Source organism: Amycolatopsis roodepoortensis (assembly GCF_014873915.1).
GTDB classification, from domain to species: Bacteria; Actinomycetota; Actinomycetes; order Mycobacteriales; family Pseudonocardiaceae; genus Amycolatopsis; species Amycolatopsis roodepoortensis.
Map to the genome: position 1 here is coordinate 1,163,434 of NZ_JADBEJ010000005.1, position 13,837 is coordinate 1,177,270.

At 70.2% G+C, this 13,837-nt stretch carries 13 protein-coding genes; 8 read left to right on the top strand and 5 right to left on the bottom strand.

Annotated features, from left to right (window positions below):
- Genes H4W30_RS24815 through H4W30_RS24825 form a run of 3 tightly spaced genes read left to right on the top strand, consistent with a single transcriptional unit; the run spans position 1 to position 3,632 of the window.
- Positions 1-1,296, top strand: coding sequence for an NAD(P)/FAD-dependent oxidoreductase (locus tag H4W30_RS24815; protein ID WP_192745061.1), 1,296 nt, complete (start codon positions 1-3; stop codon positions 1,294-1,296).
- A gap of 12 nt (positions 1,297-1,308) precedes the next feature.
- A complete protein-coding gene (locus H4W30_RS24820) occupies positions 1,309-1,812 on the top strand; it encodes a hypothetical protein (protein ID WP_192745062.1) in 504 nt (167 codons plus the stop codon).
- A 29-nt stretch (positions 1,813-1,841) separates the two neighbouring features.
- Positions 1,842-3,632, top strand: coding sequence for a thiamine pyrophosphate-requiring protein (locus H4W30_RS24825; RefSeq protein ID WP_192745063.1), 1,791 nt, complete (start codon positions 1,842-1,844; stop codon positions 3,630-3,632).
- A 3-nt stretch (positions 3,633-3,635) separates the two neighbouring features.
- Here the strand turns inward: H4W30_RS24825 and H4W30_RS24830 are convergent, their stop codons facing one another.
- The 3 genes from H4W30_RS24830 to H4W30_RS24840 form a co-directional block, all read right to left on the bottom strand.
- Positions 3,636-4,397: an SDR family NAD(P)-dependent oxidoreductase gene (locus H4W30_RS24830; RefSeq protein ID WP_192745064.1), complete on the bottom strand. Its 762-nt coding sequence runs from the start codon at positions 4,395-4,397 to the stop codon at positions 3,636-3,638.
- A 35-nt stretch (positions 4,398-4,432) separates the two neighbouring features.
- Positions 4,433-5,029, bottom strand: a complete 597-nt coding sequence (locus tag H4W30_RS24835) for a TetR/AcrR family transcriptional regulator (RefSeq protein ID WP_192745065.1) — start codon at positions 5,027-5,029, stop codon at positions 4,433-4,435.
- 312 nt (positions 5,030-5,341) lie between these two features.
- Complete coding sequence (locus H4W30_RS24840; RefSeq protein ID WP_192745066.1) at positions 5,342-5,710, bottom strand: winged helix-turn-helix transcriptional regulator; 369 nt, start codon at positions 5,708-5,710, stop codon at positions 5,342-5,344.
- 79 nt (positions 5,711-5,789) lie between these two features.
- Between H4W30_RS24840 and H4W30_RS24845 the strand changes: the two genes are divergently transcribed.
- Positions 5,790-6,314 (top strand): GNAT family N-acetyltransferase, encoded by a 525-nt coding sequence (locus tag H4W30_RS24845; RefSeq protein ID WP_192745067.1) that lies wholly within the window; start codon positions 5,790-5,792, stop codon positions 6,312-6,314.
- Here H4W30_RS24845 and H4W30_RS24850 read toward each other — a convergent pair.
- Positions 6,311-7,387, bottom strand: a complete 1,077-nt coding sequence (locus H4W30_RS24850; RefSeq protein WP_192745068.1) for a TetR/AcrR family transcriptional regulator — start codon at positions 7,385-7,387, stop codon at positions 6,311-6,313. The two genes, H4W30_RS24845 and H4W30_RS24850, sit on opposite strands and share 4 nt — an antisense overlap.
- A 106-nt stretch (positions 7,388-7,493) precedes the next feature.
- Here H4W30_RS24850 and H4W30_RS24855 point away from each other — a divergent pair, with 106 nt between their 5' ends.
- Both H4W30_RS24855 and H4W30_RS24860 read left to right on the top strand, forming a co-directional pair.
- Positions 7,494-8,684, top strand: coding sequence for a cytochrome P450 family protein (locus tag H4W30_RS24855; RefSeq protein ID WP_192745069.1), 1,191 nt, complete (start codon positions 7,494-7,496; stop codon positions 8,682-8,684).
- 26 nt (positions 8,685-8,710) lie between these two features.
- Positions 8,711-9,568 (top strand): LLM class F420-dependent oxidoreductase, encoded by an 858-nt coding sequence (locus tag H4W30_RS24860; protein WP_192745070.1) that lies wholly within the window; start codon positions 8,711-8,713, stop codon positions 9,566-9,568.
- Here the strand turns inward: H4W30_RS24860 and H4W30_RS24865 are convergent.
- Complete coding sequence (locus tag H4W30_RS24865) at positions 9,543-10,943, bottom strand: serine/threonine-protein kinase (RefSeq protein WP_192745071.1); 1,401 nt, start codon at positions 10,941-10,943, stop codon at positions 9,543-9,545. The genes H4W30_RS24860 and H4W30_RS24865 overlap by 26 nt on opposite strands.
- A gap of 229 nt (positions 10,944-11,172) precedes the next feature.
- Between H4W30_RS24865 and H4W30_RS24870 the strand changes: the two genes are divergently transcribed.
- The gene (locus H4W30_RS24870) at positions 11,173-11,865 is read left to right on the top strand and encodes an IclR family transcriptional regulator (RefSeq protein WP_192745072.1); all 693 of its coding nucleotides are present in this window, start codon (positions 11,173-11,175) and stop codon (positions 11,863-11,865) included.
- 338 nt (positions 11,866-12,203) lie between these two features.
- Positions 12,204-13,766 carry an amidase gene (locus tag H4W30_RS24875; RefSeq protein WP_192746803.1) on the top strand — a complete coding sequence of 521 codons (1,563 nt, stop codon included), beginning with the start codon at positions 12,204-12,206 and terminating at the stop codon, positions 13,764-13,766.
- Positions 13,767-13,837 lie beyond the last annotated feature (71 nt).

Here is a 13,837-nt window from a genome sequence, read left to right on the forward strand (position 1 = left end):
ATGCGCGTGGTGATCGTCGGAGGCGGGTTCGCCGGCTACAACGCGGCCAAGACCCTCCTCAAGTCGGTCGGCGACGACACGGAAGTCGTCGTGCTGAACCCGACCGACTACTTCCTCTATCTCCCCCTGCTCCCCGAAGTCGCCGCCGGGATCCTCGAACCGCGGCGGATCTCGGTGTCCATCCCAGGCACGTTGCGCGGTGTGCGACTGGTGCTCGGCACCGCCAAGTCCGTCGATTTCGAGGACCGCAGTGTGAGCTACACCGACCCCGAGGGCCGCGAACACTCCCTCGGCTACGACCGTCTCGTCCTCGCCGCGGGCAGCGTCAACAAGCTGCTGCCGATCCCCGGTGTGCCCGAGTACGCCCACGGCTTCCGCGGCCTGCCCGAAGCCCTCTACCTGCGGGACCACGTCACCCGGCAGATAGAACTCGCCGCGTCGGCCCAGGATCCGGCCGAACGCGACGCGCGCTGCACGTTCGTCGTGGTCGGCGCCGGCTACACCGGCACGGAGGTCGCCGCGCAAGGGCCCGCGTTCACCGCCGCGCTCGCCGCCCGGCATCCCGAGCTGAAGGACCAGAAGATCCGGTGGCTGCTGCTCGACGTCGCCGAGCGGGTCCTGCCGGAACTCGACCGGCGGCTCGGCGCCACGGCGGACCAGGTGCTGCGCGAACGCGGCGTCGAGGTACTGATGAAGACGTCGATCGACGACGCCGGCGAAAAGGGCGTCAAGCTGACCACCGGTGAATCCGTGCCCACGCACACCCTGGTGTGGTGCGTCGGCGTCCGGCCGGATCCGCTGATCGAGGACCTGGGGCTGAAGACGGTCAAGGGACGGCTCGTCGTGACAGCGCAGCTGAACGTCCCGGGACGGCGCGACGTCTACGCGTGCGGAGACGCGGCGGCCGTCCCCGATCTGACCCGGCCCGGCGAATACACGCCGATGACGGCCCAGCACGCCGAACGGCAGGGCAAACTCGCCGGGCGGAACGTGGCCGCGTCCCTCGGGCACGGCTCGCACGGCACCTACCGGCACCACGACCTCGGCTTCGTCGTCGACCTCGGCGCCCGCCGGGCCGCGGCGAATCCCTTGCACATCCCGCTTTCCGGGTTCGCGGCCAAGGCGGTGACCCGCGGCTACCACCTGCTGGCCATGCCGGGCAACCGCCTGCGCACCGCCACCGACTGGGCGCTCGAAGCGGTGACGAAGCGGCAGACAGTCCAATTAGGACTCGTACGATCGGGTTCGGTGCCGCTGGACACGGACTCCCCCGAACTCCCCCGCACGAACTGCTAGAGGAGAGACGCCATGACCACCGAATCCGATCCCGTCCGCGCCGAAGGGCCCTCGGTCGTCACCGACGGCGGCTCCGAGGGGGCGAAGCTGCTGGTGCTCGACCCTGCGGGCGAGGGCAAACACGGCGAACTCCCGGCGACGTGGCGCCCGCTCGCGGCCCAGCGTCAGATCATCTGGTGCCGGCTGCCGGTGGACGGCGCGCTCAGCCAGGCCGAAGACGTGCTCGGTGACGCGGAACCCGGCGGCCCGCCGATCGACGTCGTGGCCGCCGGCGACGCGGCCGTGGACGCGCTGCGGCTGGCCGAACGCCACCCCGGCTCGGCGTCCCATGTCCTGCTGGTCGACCCGGTGCCGGACGAGTCGTCCGACCTCGCCGAACGGGTGCGTTCGGCCGGGACCGCGGTGGACGTGCTCCCCCACAGCACCGGTGAGCCGTACAACCGGGTGCCGCCGCCGCTGCCGCTCGGGCATCCGGACGTCGTCGCCGGGATCACCAAGATCCTCGAGGACGTTTAGCCGCCGGAGGGCGGCGGTATCCGGCGACCATGAGCGAAACCGTTGCGGACCATGTTCTGACCAGGCTGCGCGAATGGGACGTGGAGCAGGTCTTCGCCTATCCCGGGGACGGGATCAACGGGCTGGTGAGCGCGTTCGGTGCGGCGGGCAACAAACCCCGTTTCGTCCAGACGCGGCACGAGGAGATGGCGGCGTTCGCGGCCGTCGGCTACGCGAAGCTGAGCGGACGCCCCGGTGTCTGCATGGCGACGTCCGGCCCGGGGGCGATCCACCTGCTCAACGGCCTCTACGACGCCAAACTCGACCACGTGCCGGTGGTGGCGATCGTCGGGCAGACGGCGCGCAGCGCGATGGGCGGCAGTTACCAGCAGGAGGTGGACCTGCAGGCGTTGTTCAAGGACGTCGCGAGCGAATACCTCGTCGAGGTGAACGTCCCGGAACAGCTGCCGAACGCGCTCGACCGCGCCCTCCGCACGGCCATCGCGCAGCGCGCGCCCACGGCGGTGATCATCCCGGCGGATCTGCAGGAGGAGACCTACCAGCCGCCGCAGCACGAGTTCAAGCACGTGCCGTCGTCCCCGCCCGACCATCCGCGGGCCAGTGTCATCCCGCCCTCGGAAGAGGTCGCCCGCGCCGCGGAGGTGCTGAACGCGGGTGAGAAGGTGGCGATCCTGCTCGGGCAGGGCGCGCGTAACGCCGTCACCGAGTTGCGCGAGGTCGCCGAACTGACCGGCGCCGGAGTGGCGAAGGCGTTACTGGGCAAGGATGTCCTGCCCGACGACCTGCCGTACGTCACCGGCTCCATCGGCCTGCTCGGCACCCGGCCGACGTACGAGATGATGCGGGACTGCGACACGTTCCTGATCGTCGGTTCGAACATGCCGTACGCGCAGTTCCTGCCGGAATTCGGCCAGGCCCGCGCGGTCCAGATCGACATCGATCCCCGGTTCCTCGGCCTGCGCTATCCGACCGAGGTGAATCTCCTCGGCGACGCGAAGGGCACGCTGCAGCAGCTGATTCCGTTGCTGGAGCGCAAAACCGACCGCGGCTGGCGCGAAAAGATCGAGAAGAACGTCGGCGAATGGCAGGAGACCCTGACCCGCCAGGCGATGCTGGAGGCGAACCCGGTCAACCCGATGCGGATCGTGCACGAACTGTCCGAGCGGATCCCCGAAGACGCCATCGTCACCGCCGACTCCGGTTCGGCCACCAACTGGTATGCCAGGAATCTCCGGATGCGCGGCCGTATGCGGGGCACGCTCTCCGGCACCCTCGCGACGATGGGCTCCGGCGTCCCGTACGCGATCGGCGCGAAATTCGCTAATCCCGACCGGCCGGTGATCGCACTGGTCGGCGACGGCGCGATGCAGATGAACGGGATGGCGGAACTGCTGACCATCGCCCGCTACCGCGAACTGTGGTCCGATCAGCGCTGCGTCGTCTGCGTGTTCCACAACGGTGACCTGAACCAGGTCACCTGGGAACTGCGGGCGATGGGCGGCTCGCCGAAGTTCGAGCCGTCGCAGAGCCTGCCGGAAGTGTCCTATTCGGACTTCGCGCTGGAGGTCGGCCTCGGCGGGATCGCCGTCGAGGATCCCGCCCGGCTCGGCGAGGCGTGGGACGTCGCGCTCTCGGCCGACGTACCGACCGTGCTCGACGTCCGCTGCGACCCCGAGGTGCCGCCGATTCCGCCGCACGCCACGTTCGAGCAGGTGAAGGCCATGACCGAAGCCGTCCTGAAGGGTGAGCCCGACGCCTGGCACCTGGTGACGCAGGGGATCAAGACGAAGATGCAGGAACTGCTGCCCTCGCGCCGCTGAGGCTCAGGCGCTGGCGCCGCCGTCGAGGACGATGTCGTGCCCCACGACGTACGCGGACTCGTCCGAAGCCAGCCAGAGCACGGCCGCGGCGATCTCCTCGACCGCGCCGATCCGGCCGAGCGGGATGACCGACCCGAGCCGCTCGGCGCGGTCGGCCTCGGATTCACCCGGCCGGAACGACATGCCGGTGTCGGTGGCGCCGGGGCTGACCGCGTTGATCCGGATGCCCTCGGCGATGTGGTCGCGTGCCGCGGTGCGGGTCAGCACGTCCACGGCGGCCTTCGAAGCGGCGTAGGCGGCCATCCCCGGCAGACGGTGGTGCGAGCCGATGTTCGAGGACATGTTGACGATGACTCCCCCGCCGTCGGCCCGCATCTGGGCGATCTCGTGTTTCATCGACAGCCAGGTGCCCGTGAGGTTCGTCCGCACGACGGCGTCGAAGTCGTCTTCGTCCAGATCCGCCGTCGGCGCGGGACTGCCGAGCACACCGGCGTTGTTGAACGCGATGTCGAGTTTGCCGTGCCGCCGCACGGTCTCGGCCACGAGACGCTCGACTTCCGCGCCGGTACTCACGTCGGCGGTCACCGCGTCGGCGGCTCCGCCGTCGGCCTCGATCTCCTTCACCGTCTGGCGTAGCTTCTCGCCGTCCCGGCCGGACACGACGACCTGAGCGCCTTCGCGCGCGAAGGCCGCCGCCGTGGCGCGGCCGATCCCGGACCCTCCTCCGGTGACCAGGACGACCTTGCCGCTGAATCGCTTCCCCACAGTAGCTACCACTTTCTGGTCCGATCGTTCCATTATCAGTGTTTGCGAGCGGCTTCGAGCACCGCGATGGCCTGCTTCGCCGTCGCCTTGGCGCGCGCCGCGGGATCCGGCCCCTTGCTCAGCACCCGCATTCCCTGCAGGACGGTGAGCAGGAAGCCGGCCAGCTCTTCCGGGTCCGCGGCGGCGTCCAGTTCGCCCTGCGCCTTCGCGCGGCTCAACGCCATCCGCACAACCAGCTCGAGCGCGTCCCAGCTGCGCTCGACCACCCGCGCGACCTCGGGATCCCTCGGCATCATCTCCATGGCGGCGTTGACCACGAAACAGCCTTTACGCCCCGATTCCCCCAGTATTTCGGCGAGATACCGATCGATGAGCCGCCGCACGCCCGCGAGCGCCGGCCCCGGGCCGGCGAAGTCCTCGACGAACCGCTCGTTGCCCCGGGCGATGTAGCGGTTCAGGGCCGTCAGGTACAGCTCGTGCTTGGTGCCGAACGTGGCGTACAGGCTCGCCTTGCCGATGCCGAGCTCGGCGACCAGGTCACTGACCGAGGTGGCCTCGTACCCCTGCCGCCAGAACAGTTCCAGCGCGGCTTCACAGGCCGCGTCGACGTCGAATTCCTTCACCCGGGACACGAGAGGAGCTTAGCTGCATCTGGACCGATCGGTCAAGAAAGTGGCGGTCTCGGTTCCAGCCGAGGGCGTCTTGGGTGCCCCGCCCCGTCGATGAAGGCTCGAGGGTGGCGGAGGTGGCGTCGCGAAAGCCACTTTCGGGACACCAGACGTCTCGAAAGTGGCTTTCGCGACATGTTCGCCAGGGCCGACGCCGGGCCCGACCAAGGCCGACGTTGCGAAAGCCACGTTCGCAACGTTGAAGGTTGCGAAAGTGGCTTTCGCAACCCTCGGGCCGGGCGCGGTGAAGGCTCAGGGCGCCGGCAGGAAAGCCGCTCAGCTACCCGAGTCGTAGGCCGACCGCGCCTCTTCCACCTTCGGCAGGTTCTCCGTCGACCAGTCCGCCAGGGTCGCGAAAAGCGGCGCCAGGCTCCGGCCGAGGTCACTGATCTCGTACTCGACCCGGGGCGGCACCTCGGCGTGGTAGGTCCGGGTGAGCAGGCCGTCGCGTTCCAGCTGCCGCAACCGTTGCGTCAGCACCTTCGGCGTGATCGAACCGATGCGCCGCTCGAGTTCGACGAACCGCTGCCTGCCGAATTCGTTGAGCGCCCACAGGATCGGCGTGGTCCAGCGGCTGAAGACGAGGTCGACCACCGGGGCGATCGGGCAGGCCTGTTCGGGGGTCGTCGAGGCGTCGGCACGCATGACGCCAAGGTACGCCGGGTTGCCGAGTTGTCATGATCCGGACACCCCACGGCCGCGCCGGGGCGCGTAACGTTCTGTTATGGACTTGACCACCGAAAGGCTCGTCGTCCGTGAGTGGTCCGAGGACGACGCCGAAGCCGCGCTGGCGATCTACGGCACCACCGACGTGACCCGATGGCTGACCCCGGCGATGGACCGCGTGACCGACGCCGCGGCCATGCGTTCGGTTCTGCAGGCCTGGCAACAGGCGCAGCCGAATCTCGTGCCGCCGCGCGGGAGATGGGCGGTGCAGCGCAAGGAGGACGGCGTGGTCGTCGGCGGGCTGGGCATCCACCTGCTGCCACCGTACGAAGAGGACCTGGAGATCAGCTGGCAGCTGCATCCGGACGCCTGGGGCGAGGGGTACGCCTCCGAGGCCGCCCGCGCGCTGATCGGCTGGGCGTTCACCCAGGACACGGACGAACTCTTCGCCGTCGCGCGGCCGAACAACACCCGCGCCATCGCGACCGCGAAACGGCTCGGGATGGTCTGGGTCGGGGAAACCGACAAGTACTACGGGCTTCGCCTGCAGGTGTACCGGATCCGGCACACGGACACGGTCTAGGCGCTGTCCACACGGGACACTTCGCCCGAGACGGCGTGTCCCGCGCCGCGCCCGTCCGCCGTGGCGACGACGCGGCCCCGGTCGACCCGGATCGCGACCTCGGTCTCGTCGCTGACCGCGAGCACCCCCGCGGCCGCCGCCAGTGTCCCGGTCACGTCGCACACCACGCGCAGGCGCGGCCAAGCCGGCTCCGGGAAGGCCTGCCGCAGACCGCCGCACACCTCCGCGACGGTCAGCCGGGTCAGCGGCACCAGCTCGGCGGGCTCGCTGGTCACGACGACGACGGTGACATCGCCGTCGTGCGCCCGGACGGCCTCTTCCGCGGCGCCCAGCCGATGCGTGCCCAGGACGACGACCACGCCGTCGGCCGGCACGAAGGATTCGGCGCGCACGAGGTCGACGGCCCCCGGCGGTGACCACGGCCGGTCGGCCGCCTGCGCCGCGGGCACGATCACCGGCGGCGCCCACCAGTCGTTGAAGGCCAGCCCCGCCAGCCGTTCGCAGGCGCTCACGACGTCGAAGGGTTCGACGAGGCCCGGCGCGGCGGCCGCCAGCTGGCCGGCGCCGTGCAGCGTGGTCAGCACGGTTTCCGCGAGCCGGACCCGGCGCGGGATCGGCGACCCTGGCGGCCGCTCCGGCGGATCGAGCCGTTCCAGCGCGAGCCCCAGCAGCAGGCCGTTGAGCTTCACCAGCTGAGCGAACGGCCGCCGGATCCGCTCGTCCGCGAGTACCTCCGGCATCAGGTCGCGCGCGAGGCCCGCCTGATCGTCGTTCAGCGGAAACGCGGCCACTCTCACCCTGGCCAGAGCGCCCAGCGCGTCCTCGAGCGTCTCGCCGGGCGCCGCGTGCGGCGCGCCCGCGGACCGCTCGGCCAATTCGGCCAGGACGGCGAAATACAGCGCGCGTTTTCCCGGGAAGTTCGAGTAGACCGCGCCGCGGGTGAGTTCCGCCCGCTCGGCGATGACGTCGATCTTGGCATCCCGGAAGCCCTGCTCCGCGAACTCGTCACGCGCGGCGGCCAGCACCTTCGCGCGATTGCGCTCCTGCGTCTCCGCCCTGCTCAGCCGGACCATCGGCCTCCCGTCTGCCGGCACGTTGCCCTCGGACCCGGATCAAGATACCTTGACCATTCAGATGATGAGAACATCTGATTTGAACATCCGAACTGGGAGAGCCGCTTTGTCCGAAGTTCCCGAGATCCTCTTGACCGACCCCGAAGTCCTGCGCGACCCGTTCACCGCCTACGGACCGGCCCGCGAGCGCTCCCCGATCGCCAAGCTCAGCGCACCCGGGTTCGCCATGTGGGCGGTGCTGCGCCACGAAGAGGCGCGGAAGATGCTGAGCGACCAGCGATTCGCCCTGAGCGCGAACAGCTACCAGCGCATGGACATCCCCGACCACTGCCGCCCGTACATGCGGACGATGCAGGAGGTCGAGGGACCGGAACACCTCCGGCTCCGGCGGCTCGTCGCCCCGGCGTTCACTCCGCGCAAAGCCGCCGAGCTCCGCCCGGGGATCGAGCGGCTCGTGGACGACCTCCTCGACGAGCTCGCCGGGGAAGACCGGATCGACCTGGTCACCGCCTTCGCGCGGCCACTCCCGGTCGACGTGATCTGCGCACTGGTCGGCATCCCCGCGGCCGACCGCCCGCGGTGGCGCGAATACGGCGCACTGGTTTCGGCAGGCGACGGCGCGGGACTCGCGAAAGCGGTCCCCGGGATCGTCGAGGGCGCGCTCGCCGCCATCGCGGACCGGAAACGGGACGCGGGCGAGGACGTCGTCTCGCAACTGCTCCGGATCCAGGCCGAAGACGGCGACCGGCTCAGCGAAACCGAACTGGTCGCCCTGGTCTGGCAACTCGTACTGGGCGGCCAGGTGCCCGGCAACCTCATCGCCAACGCCGTAGAAATCCTGCTCTCCCACCCCGAGCAGCTGGCCGAGCTCCGCGAAGACCCGTCGCTCATGCCCGGCGCGGTCGAGGAGGTGATGCGCTGGCAGAGCCCGCAGCTGCTGACGATCCCCCGGTTCGCCACCACGGACGTCCGGATCGGCGACGTCCTCATCCCCGAAGGAGAACCTGTTACCGTCGCGATCGCGGCGGTGAACCGGGACCCGCGGGCCTTCGGAGACCCGGACGTCTTCGACATCCGGCGCGCGGCGGGACCGGCGTGGCACCTCGCCTTCGCCCACGGGCCGCACTTCTGTCTCGGCGCTTCCTTGGCCAGGGTTCAGGTCGAGGTCGCGCTCACCGCACTGCTGCGCAGATTCCCCGATCTCGCCCTCGCCGACGGCCTGCTGCGGATCCCGGACCCCGGCACCTGGCGGCTGAACTCGTTGCCGGTCACACTGCATGCCACGGTTGCGAACTGAAACACGTTCTAATAACGTGAGCGGCTGTGAGACACGGGATAGTGCTGTTCACCAGTGACCGGGGGATCAGGCCGGCGGCGGCCGCGCGGGCGGCCGAAGCGGCGGGCTTCGACACCTTCCACGTGCCCGAACACACGCATATCCCGGTCAAACGGGAGGCTCCGCATCCGCGCACCGGTGACTCGTCGCTGCCCGACGACCGCTACCTGCGGACGCTGGACCCGTGGGTCGCGCTGGCGACCGCGGCCTCGGTGACCTCCCGGATCCGGCTCGCGACGGCGGTGGCCCTCCCGGTCGAGAGCGATCCGATCACGCTGGCGAAGACGATCGCCAGCCTCGATCACCTCTCGGCCGGGCGGGTCACCCTCGGCGTCGGCTTCGGCTGGAACGTCGACGAACTGGCCGATCACGGCGTTCCCGGCGGCAAGCGGCGAACGGTCCTGCGCGAGTACCTGGAGGCGATGCGCGCGCTCTGGACGCAGGACGAAGCCTCGTACGCGGGCGAGTTCGTCTCGTTCGGCGCCAGCTGGGCGTGGCCGAAGCCGGCCCAAGCGCATATCCCGGTGATCGTCGGCGCGGGCGCGACGGAGAAGACGTTCCGCTGGATCGCGAAATCGGCCGACGGCTGGCTCACCACGCCGGGCGACACCGACATCGAGGACAAAGCCCGGCGGCTACGCGAGATCTGGCGCGAAGAGGGCCGCTCCGGCGAACCGGAGATCTCCGCGCTCGGGGTCCGCCCCGATCCGGAGAACCTGGCCAAGCTCGAGGCCGCCGGGGTCACCGAGACGATCTTCGGCCTCCCGGACCGCTCCCCCGAGGAGGTCGAAGCCTGGCTTCGGCGCCTCGCCGGGAAACTCAGCCTGCCCGCTGGGAGTCGATGAGGTACCGGCCACCCTGCTGGACCAGGACGAAGGTCTCCCTGCCGGTCGTGGACCCGCCGGAGGCCCGCACGTAGGTGAGCGTCGCCGTCACCGTGTTGCCGGATTCGGTCACGTTCGACACGGTCACCGCGGTGAACTGCTTCCAGTAGTTCGAATACCGCTCGAAGCTCTGGTTCCTGTTCTGCTTGAAGTTGTCGGTCAGCGTCGCGAACCCGGCCTCGAGGTTCCCCGGGATGAGCGCGTAGTACGCCGCGAGCGCCTGCCCCGGCGTCTGTGCCGGAGGTGGCGCGGACGAAGACGACGAAGACGGCGGTGTCGAGGGCGGCGCTGAAGTCGGCGAAGGCGGCGGCGCAACCGGCTCCGACGAGGTCGGGACGGCGGACTGCGACTGGGAGACCGGCGGCGGCGCCTGGCCGGACGGGGTCTCCTCGTCGCGGTTGAGCACCACCACCACGGCCGCGGCGGCGGCCGCCGCGAGCACGAGGAACACCGCGATCACGCCGACCAGCATCCCCTTGCGCGCCTTCGGCGGCGGCTCCTCGGCGACGAGCGTCGTCGGCTCCCCCGCCGCGAGCGCCCGCAGCTCACGCTCGGTCTCGGCCATCGTCGGCCTGCTGTCCGGCCGGACGTCGAGGAGCCGGTTCAGCAGCGGCGTCAGGATCCCCGACCTGACCGGCGGGGTGATCTCGCCGCTCGACGCGCGGTACAGCAACGCGATCGGGTTCTCGGCCGTGCCGTACGGCGTGCCGCCTTCGAGAGCGGTGTACAGCGTCGCGCCGAGCGAGAACACGTCGGAGGCGGACGTGGCGTCCTCGCCGCGGGCCACCTCCGGCGCCAGGAACGCCGGCGTCCCGGAGATCTCGCCGGTCGCGGTGAGCTGGACGTCGCCCATCGCCCGCGAGATCCCGAAGTCGGTGATCTTGACGGTGTCGTCCTCGCCGAGCAGGACGTTGCCGGGCTTGATGTCGCGGTGGACGATGCCCGCCCGGTGCGCGGCCGCCAGCGCCGAGCACAGCTGGATGCCGAGACGGATGACGTCGTCGACCTCCATCGGCCCTTCACGCAGTTTGTCCGCGAGACTGGTCGAGGGCAGGTACTCCATGATGATCCACGGGCGGTCCTGCTCGTCGATCACGCCGAAGACGGTGATGGCGTGCGGATGCACCAGCCGAGCGGCGATCCGCGCCTCGCGCAGCGCGCGGTTCTTGGCCTCGTCGGCCTTCTGCTCACCGGCTCCGTGCGGCAGAAGGAGTTCCTTGATCGCGACCGTGCGCTCCAGGTTCTCGTCGCGCGCCCGCCACACGGTGCCCATGGAGCCACCACCGACGGGCTCGATGAGCTCGAACCGGTCGGCGAGGCGGCGGATCTCCTCCATTGTCGACGTCCCCCTGGAGCTTTGTCGTTCGCGCGAACCTTGCCAGCATGCCAGGAACGCGCCGGGAGGCAGGACCCGGCAGGGTGGTTTCCGGGGCGGTGTCGGTCACGTCTCCCACGGGACCGTTCAGCGGAACCCCGCCCCATCGGCTGCCCGGAAGTTCGTATCCCGCCCCGCCGCGGGCGCACTTTACTTCTCCGGTGTGACCTTGTTCCGGGAAAGGGCGGCGATGCGGGAAACCATCGGCGGACGCGGCGTGCTCGAAGGCGCGTTCGCGTTGCTCGAAGCACTCGACGAACACGGCGGGCAGGCCGGGCTGACCCAGCTCGTGCGGGCCACCGGCCTGCCGAAGACCACCGTGCACCGGCTCCTCGACCAGCTGGCCGACCTGGGCGCGGTCGAACGAGCGGGCCGCGGTTACCGGATCGGGTCGCGGGTGTTCCGCCTCGGGCGGTTCTGGCAGCCCGAACTCCGTGACCTGGCCAAGGAACGGCTGCCGGCGCTGTCGGCGCGGATGCGCGCGAGCCTGGTGCTCGTGGTCCCGAGGGAGGGTCGCGCGCTGGTCGCCGCGGGCGCCGTCCTGCCCGCCGACGACGTCCCCGCCTGGCCGGGCCGCGCGCTTCCGCCGGGGACCGCCGCCGGGCGCCTGCTCGCCGCCCATCACCCGGCGCTCGCCGAACCGGACACGGACGCGCTGGAGATCCGCGAGGCCGGATACGCGACCGAATCGGAGACGATCACGGCCGGACTCTGCTGTGCGGCCGTGGGCATCAGGACCCCGGACGGCCGGGTCGGCGCGGCGCTCGCCGCCGTCCTGCCCGCCCGCCGCGACCCGGTTTCGGCGGTGGCCGGGCTGGCCGGCACCGCGCGCTCCTTCGGCACCGCGCTCGCCGAATGCGCACGGCGGAACCGGGCCGGATGATCGGCGAACCGCGAACAAAACCCGATCAACGCGAAACCGGAGACCGAGCCGAAATCAGGCGGAATATTTCCGACGGAATCACGATCATCGTCTCACCGTGCGTCCGCGACCGGCGCCGTACAGTGCCGAAACCGGGGCCTGCAGGCCTGTTTGCGTGACCGATCGCCTACCGGACCGGCGTCCCCGCGTCGATCAAATCACCGCCTCTCCGTTTTCCGCGGCGGTTCCGAACCTCAGCCGCGCACGTACTGTTCAGGAATTCTTTCGGACAAGGAGGGAATTCCTTGAGAAGACATTCCTGGAAAAAGCGGGGCGTGGCCGTCGCCGCGTTTCTCGTCATGGTGTCGGCCGCGTCGGCCACCACGGCCGTCCCGGCGTCGGCCACGGGGGCCTCCGGCCGCCCCGTGGTGGCCGGGATCGACCTGGAGCGGGCGACGATCCCCGATCTGCAGCGGGCGATGCGCTCCGGGCGGCTGTCCTCGGTCCAGCTGACCGCCTTCTACCTGCAGCGGATCCGCAAGCTCAACCCGACGCTCCACGCGGTGCTCACCACGAACCCGGATGCGCTGCGGCTCGCCGCGGAGAGTGACCTGCGGCGTCACCGGCACCGGTCGAAGGGCCCCATGGACGGGATTCCGGTGCTGCTCAAGGACAACATCGACACCGCGGACCGGCAGCCGACCACGGCGGGCTCGACGGCGCTGCTGGAATCGCGCCCCTACCGCGACGCCGGAGTGGTCGAAAACCTGCGCGAGGCCGGCGCGGTCATCCTCGGCAAGGCCAACCTTTCGGAATGGTCGAGTTACCGCTCCACCAGCTCGTCGAACGGCTGGAGCCCGCTCGCCGGGCAGACCGCCAACCCCTACGTCCTCGACCGCAACCCGTGCGGCTCCTCGTCCGGCTCGGGAGTGGCCGTCGCGGCGCATCTGGCGACCGTCGCCGTCGGGACCGAAACGGACGGTTCGATCAGCTGCCCGTCCGGCGCCAACGGCATCGTCGGGGTCAAGCCGAGCCTCGGGCTCGTCAGCCGCAGCGGGATCGTGCCGGTGTCGAAACAGCAGGACACGGCCGGCCCGATGGCGCGCAACGTGGTCGACGCCGCGATCCTGCTCGCGGCCCTGAACGGGGCGGACCGGCGTGACCCGATCACCGTCGACGCCGCCCGCCAGTCGCTCGACGACTACACGAGATTCCTGCGCCCCAACGCTTTGCACGGAAAGCGGATCGGCGTCTGGCGCGAGGTCTACACCCCGGACGAGACGACGAAGGCGGCGTTCGACCAGGCGCTGACCAGGCTCCGGAAGCTCGGCGCGACCACGGTCGAGATCACCATCCCCTATCTGGACGTCATCGCGGCCAACGAGTTCCCGGCGATCCGGACCGAGTTCAAGCACGACATCAACGCCTACCTCGCCTCCACCGGCGGCAAGCACCCCGCCGACCTGGCCGGGCTGATCCAGTACAACCTGGACAACGCGGCGATCGAAATGCCGTACTGGACGCACAACCTGTGGGACCGGTCCCAGGCGACCACCGGCGATCTCAACGATCCGGCGTACCGCGCGATGCGGGAAGCCGCGACGAGCGCCGCCCGGCGGGGCCTCGACGAGACGCTGCGCGGTGAGAAGCTGGACGCGATCGTGGCGCCGACGAACAACGCCGCGTGGAAGACGCAGCTCGGTGTCGGTGACGGCGCGCTGCTGATCGACTCGTCCGGACCGGCGGCCGTGTCGGGCTACGCCAACATGACCGTGCCGATGGCGTACGCCGGACCGTTGCCGCTGGGTTTGTCGATCATGGGCGGGCGGTTCAGCGAACCGTCGCTGCTGGCGATCGCTTACGCCTTCGAACAGGACACGAAGGTCCGGCGGCTGCCGACCTTCATCCCGTCCATCGGCTGAACCGGGGTCGTGGGTTAAGGGGTGTGTGGAAATAGAGACGTTCAACGTCCCTATTTCCACACACCCCCTCG

Coding starts and splice junctions, on each gene's coding strand:
- H4W30_RS24845 (WP_192745067.1), top strand. CDS start 5,790: ATGGACTTGACCACCGAAAGGCTCGTCGTCCGTGAGTGGTCCGAGGAC.
- H4W30_RS24850 (WP_192745068.1), bottom strand. CDS start 7,387: ATGGTCCGGCTGAGCAGGGCGGAGACGCAGGAGCGCAATCGCGCGAAG.
- H4W30_RS24865 (WP_192745071.1), bottom strand. CDS start 10,943: ATGGAGGAGATCCGCCGCCTCGCCGACCGGTTCGAGCTCATCGAGCCC.
- H4W30_RS24840 (WP_192745066.1), bottom strand. CDS start 5,710: ATGCGTGCCGACGCCTCGACGACCCCCGAACAGGCCTGCCCGATCGCC.
- H4W30_RS24870 (WP_192745072.1), top strand. CDS start 11,173: ATGCGGGAAACCATCGGCGGACGCGGCGTGCTCGAAGGCGCGTTCGCG.
- H4W30_RS24875 (WP_192746803.1), top strand. CDS start 12,204: ATGGTGTCGGCCGCGTCGGCCACCACGGCCGTCCCGGCGTCGGCCACG.
- H4W30_RS24825 (WP_192745063.1), top strand. CDS start 1,842: ATGAGCGAAACCGTTGCGGACCATGTTCTGACCAGGCTGCGCGAATGG.
- H4W30_RS24820 (WP_192745062.1), top strand. CDS start 1,309: ATGACCACCGAATCCGATCCCGTCCGCGCCGAAGGGCCCTCGGTCGTC.
- H4W30_RS24815 (WP_192745061.1), top strand. CDS start 1: ATGCGCGTGGTGATCGTCGGAGGCGGGTTCGCCGGCTACAACGCGGCC.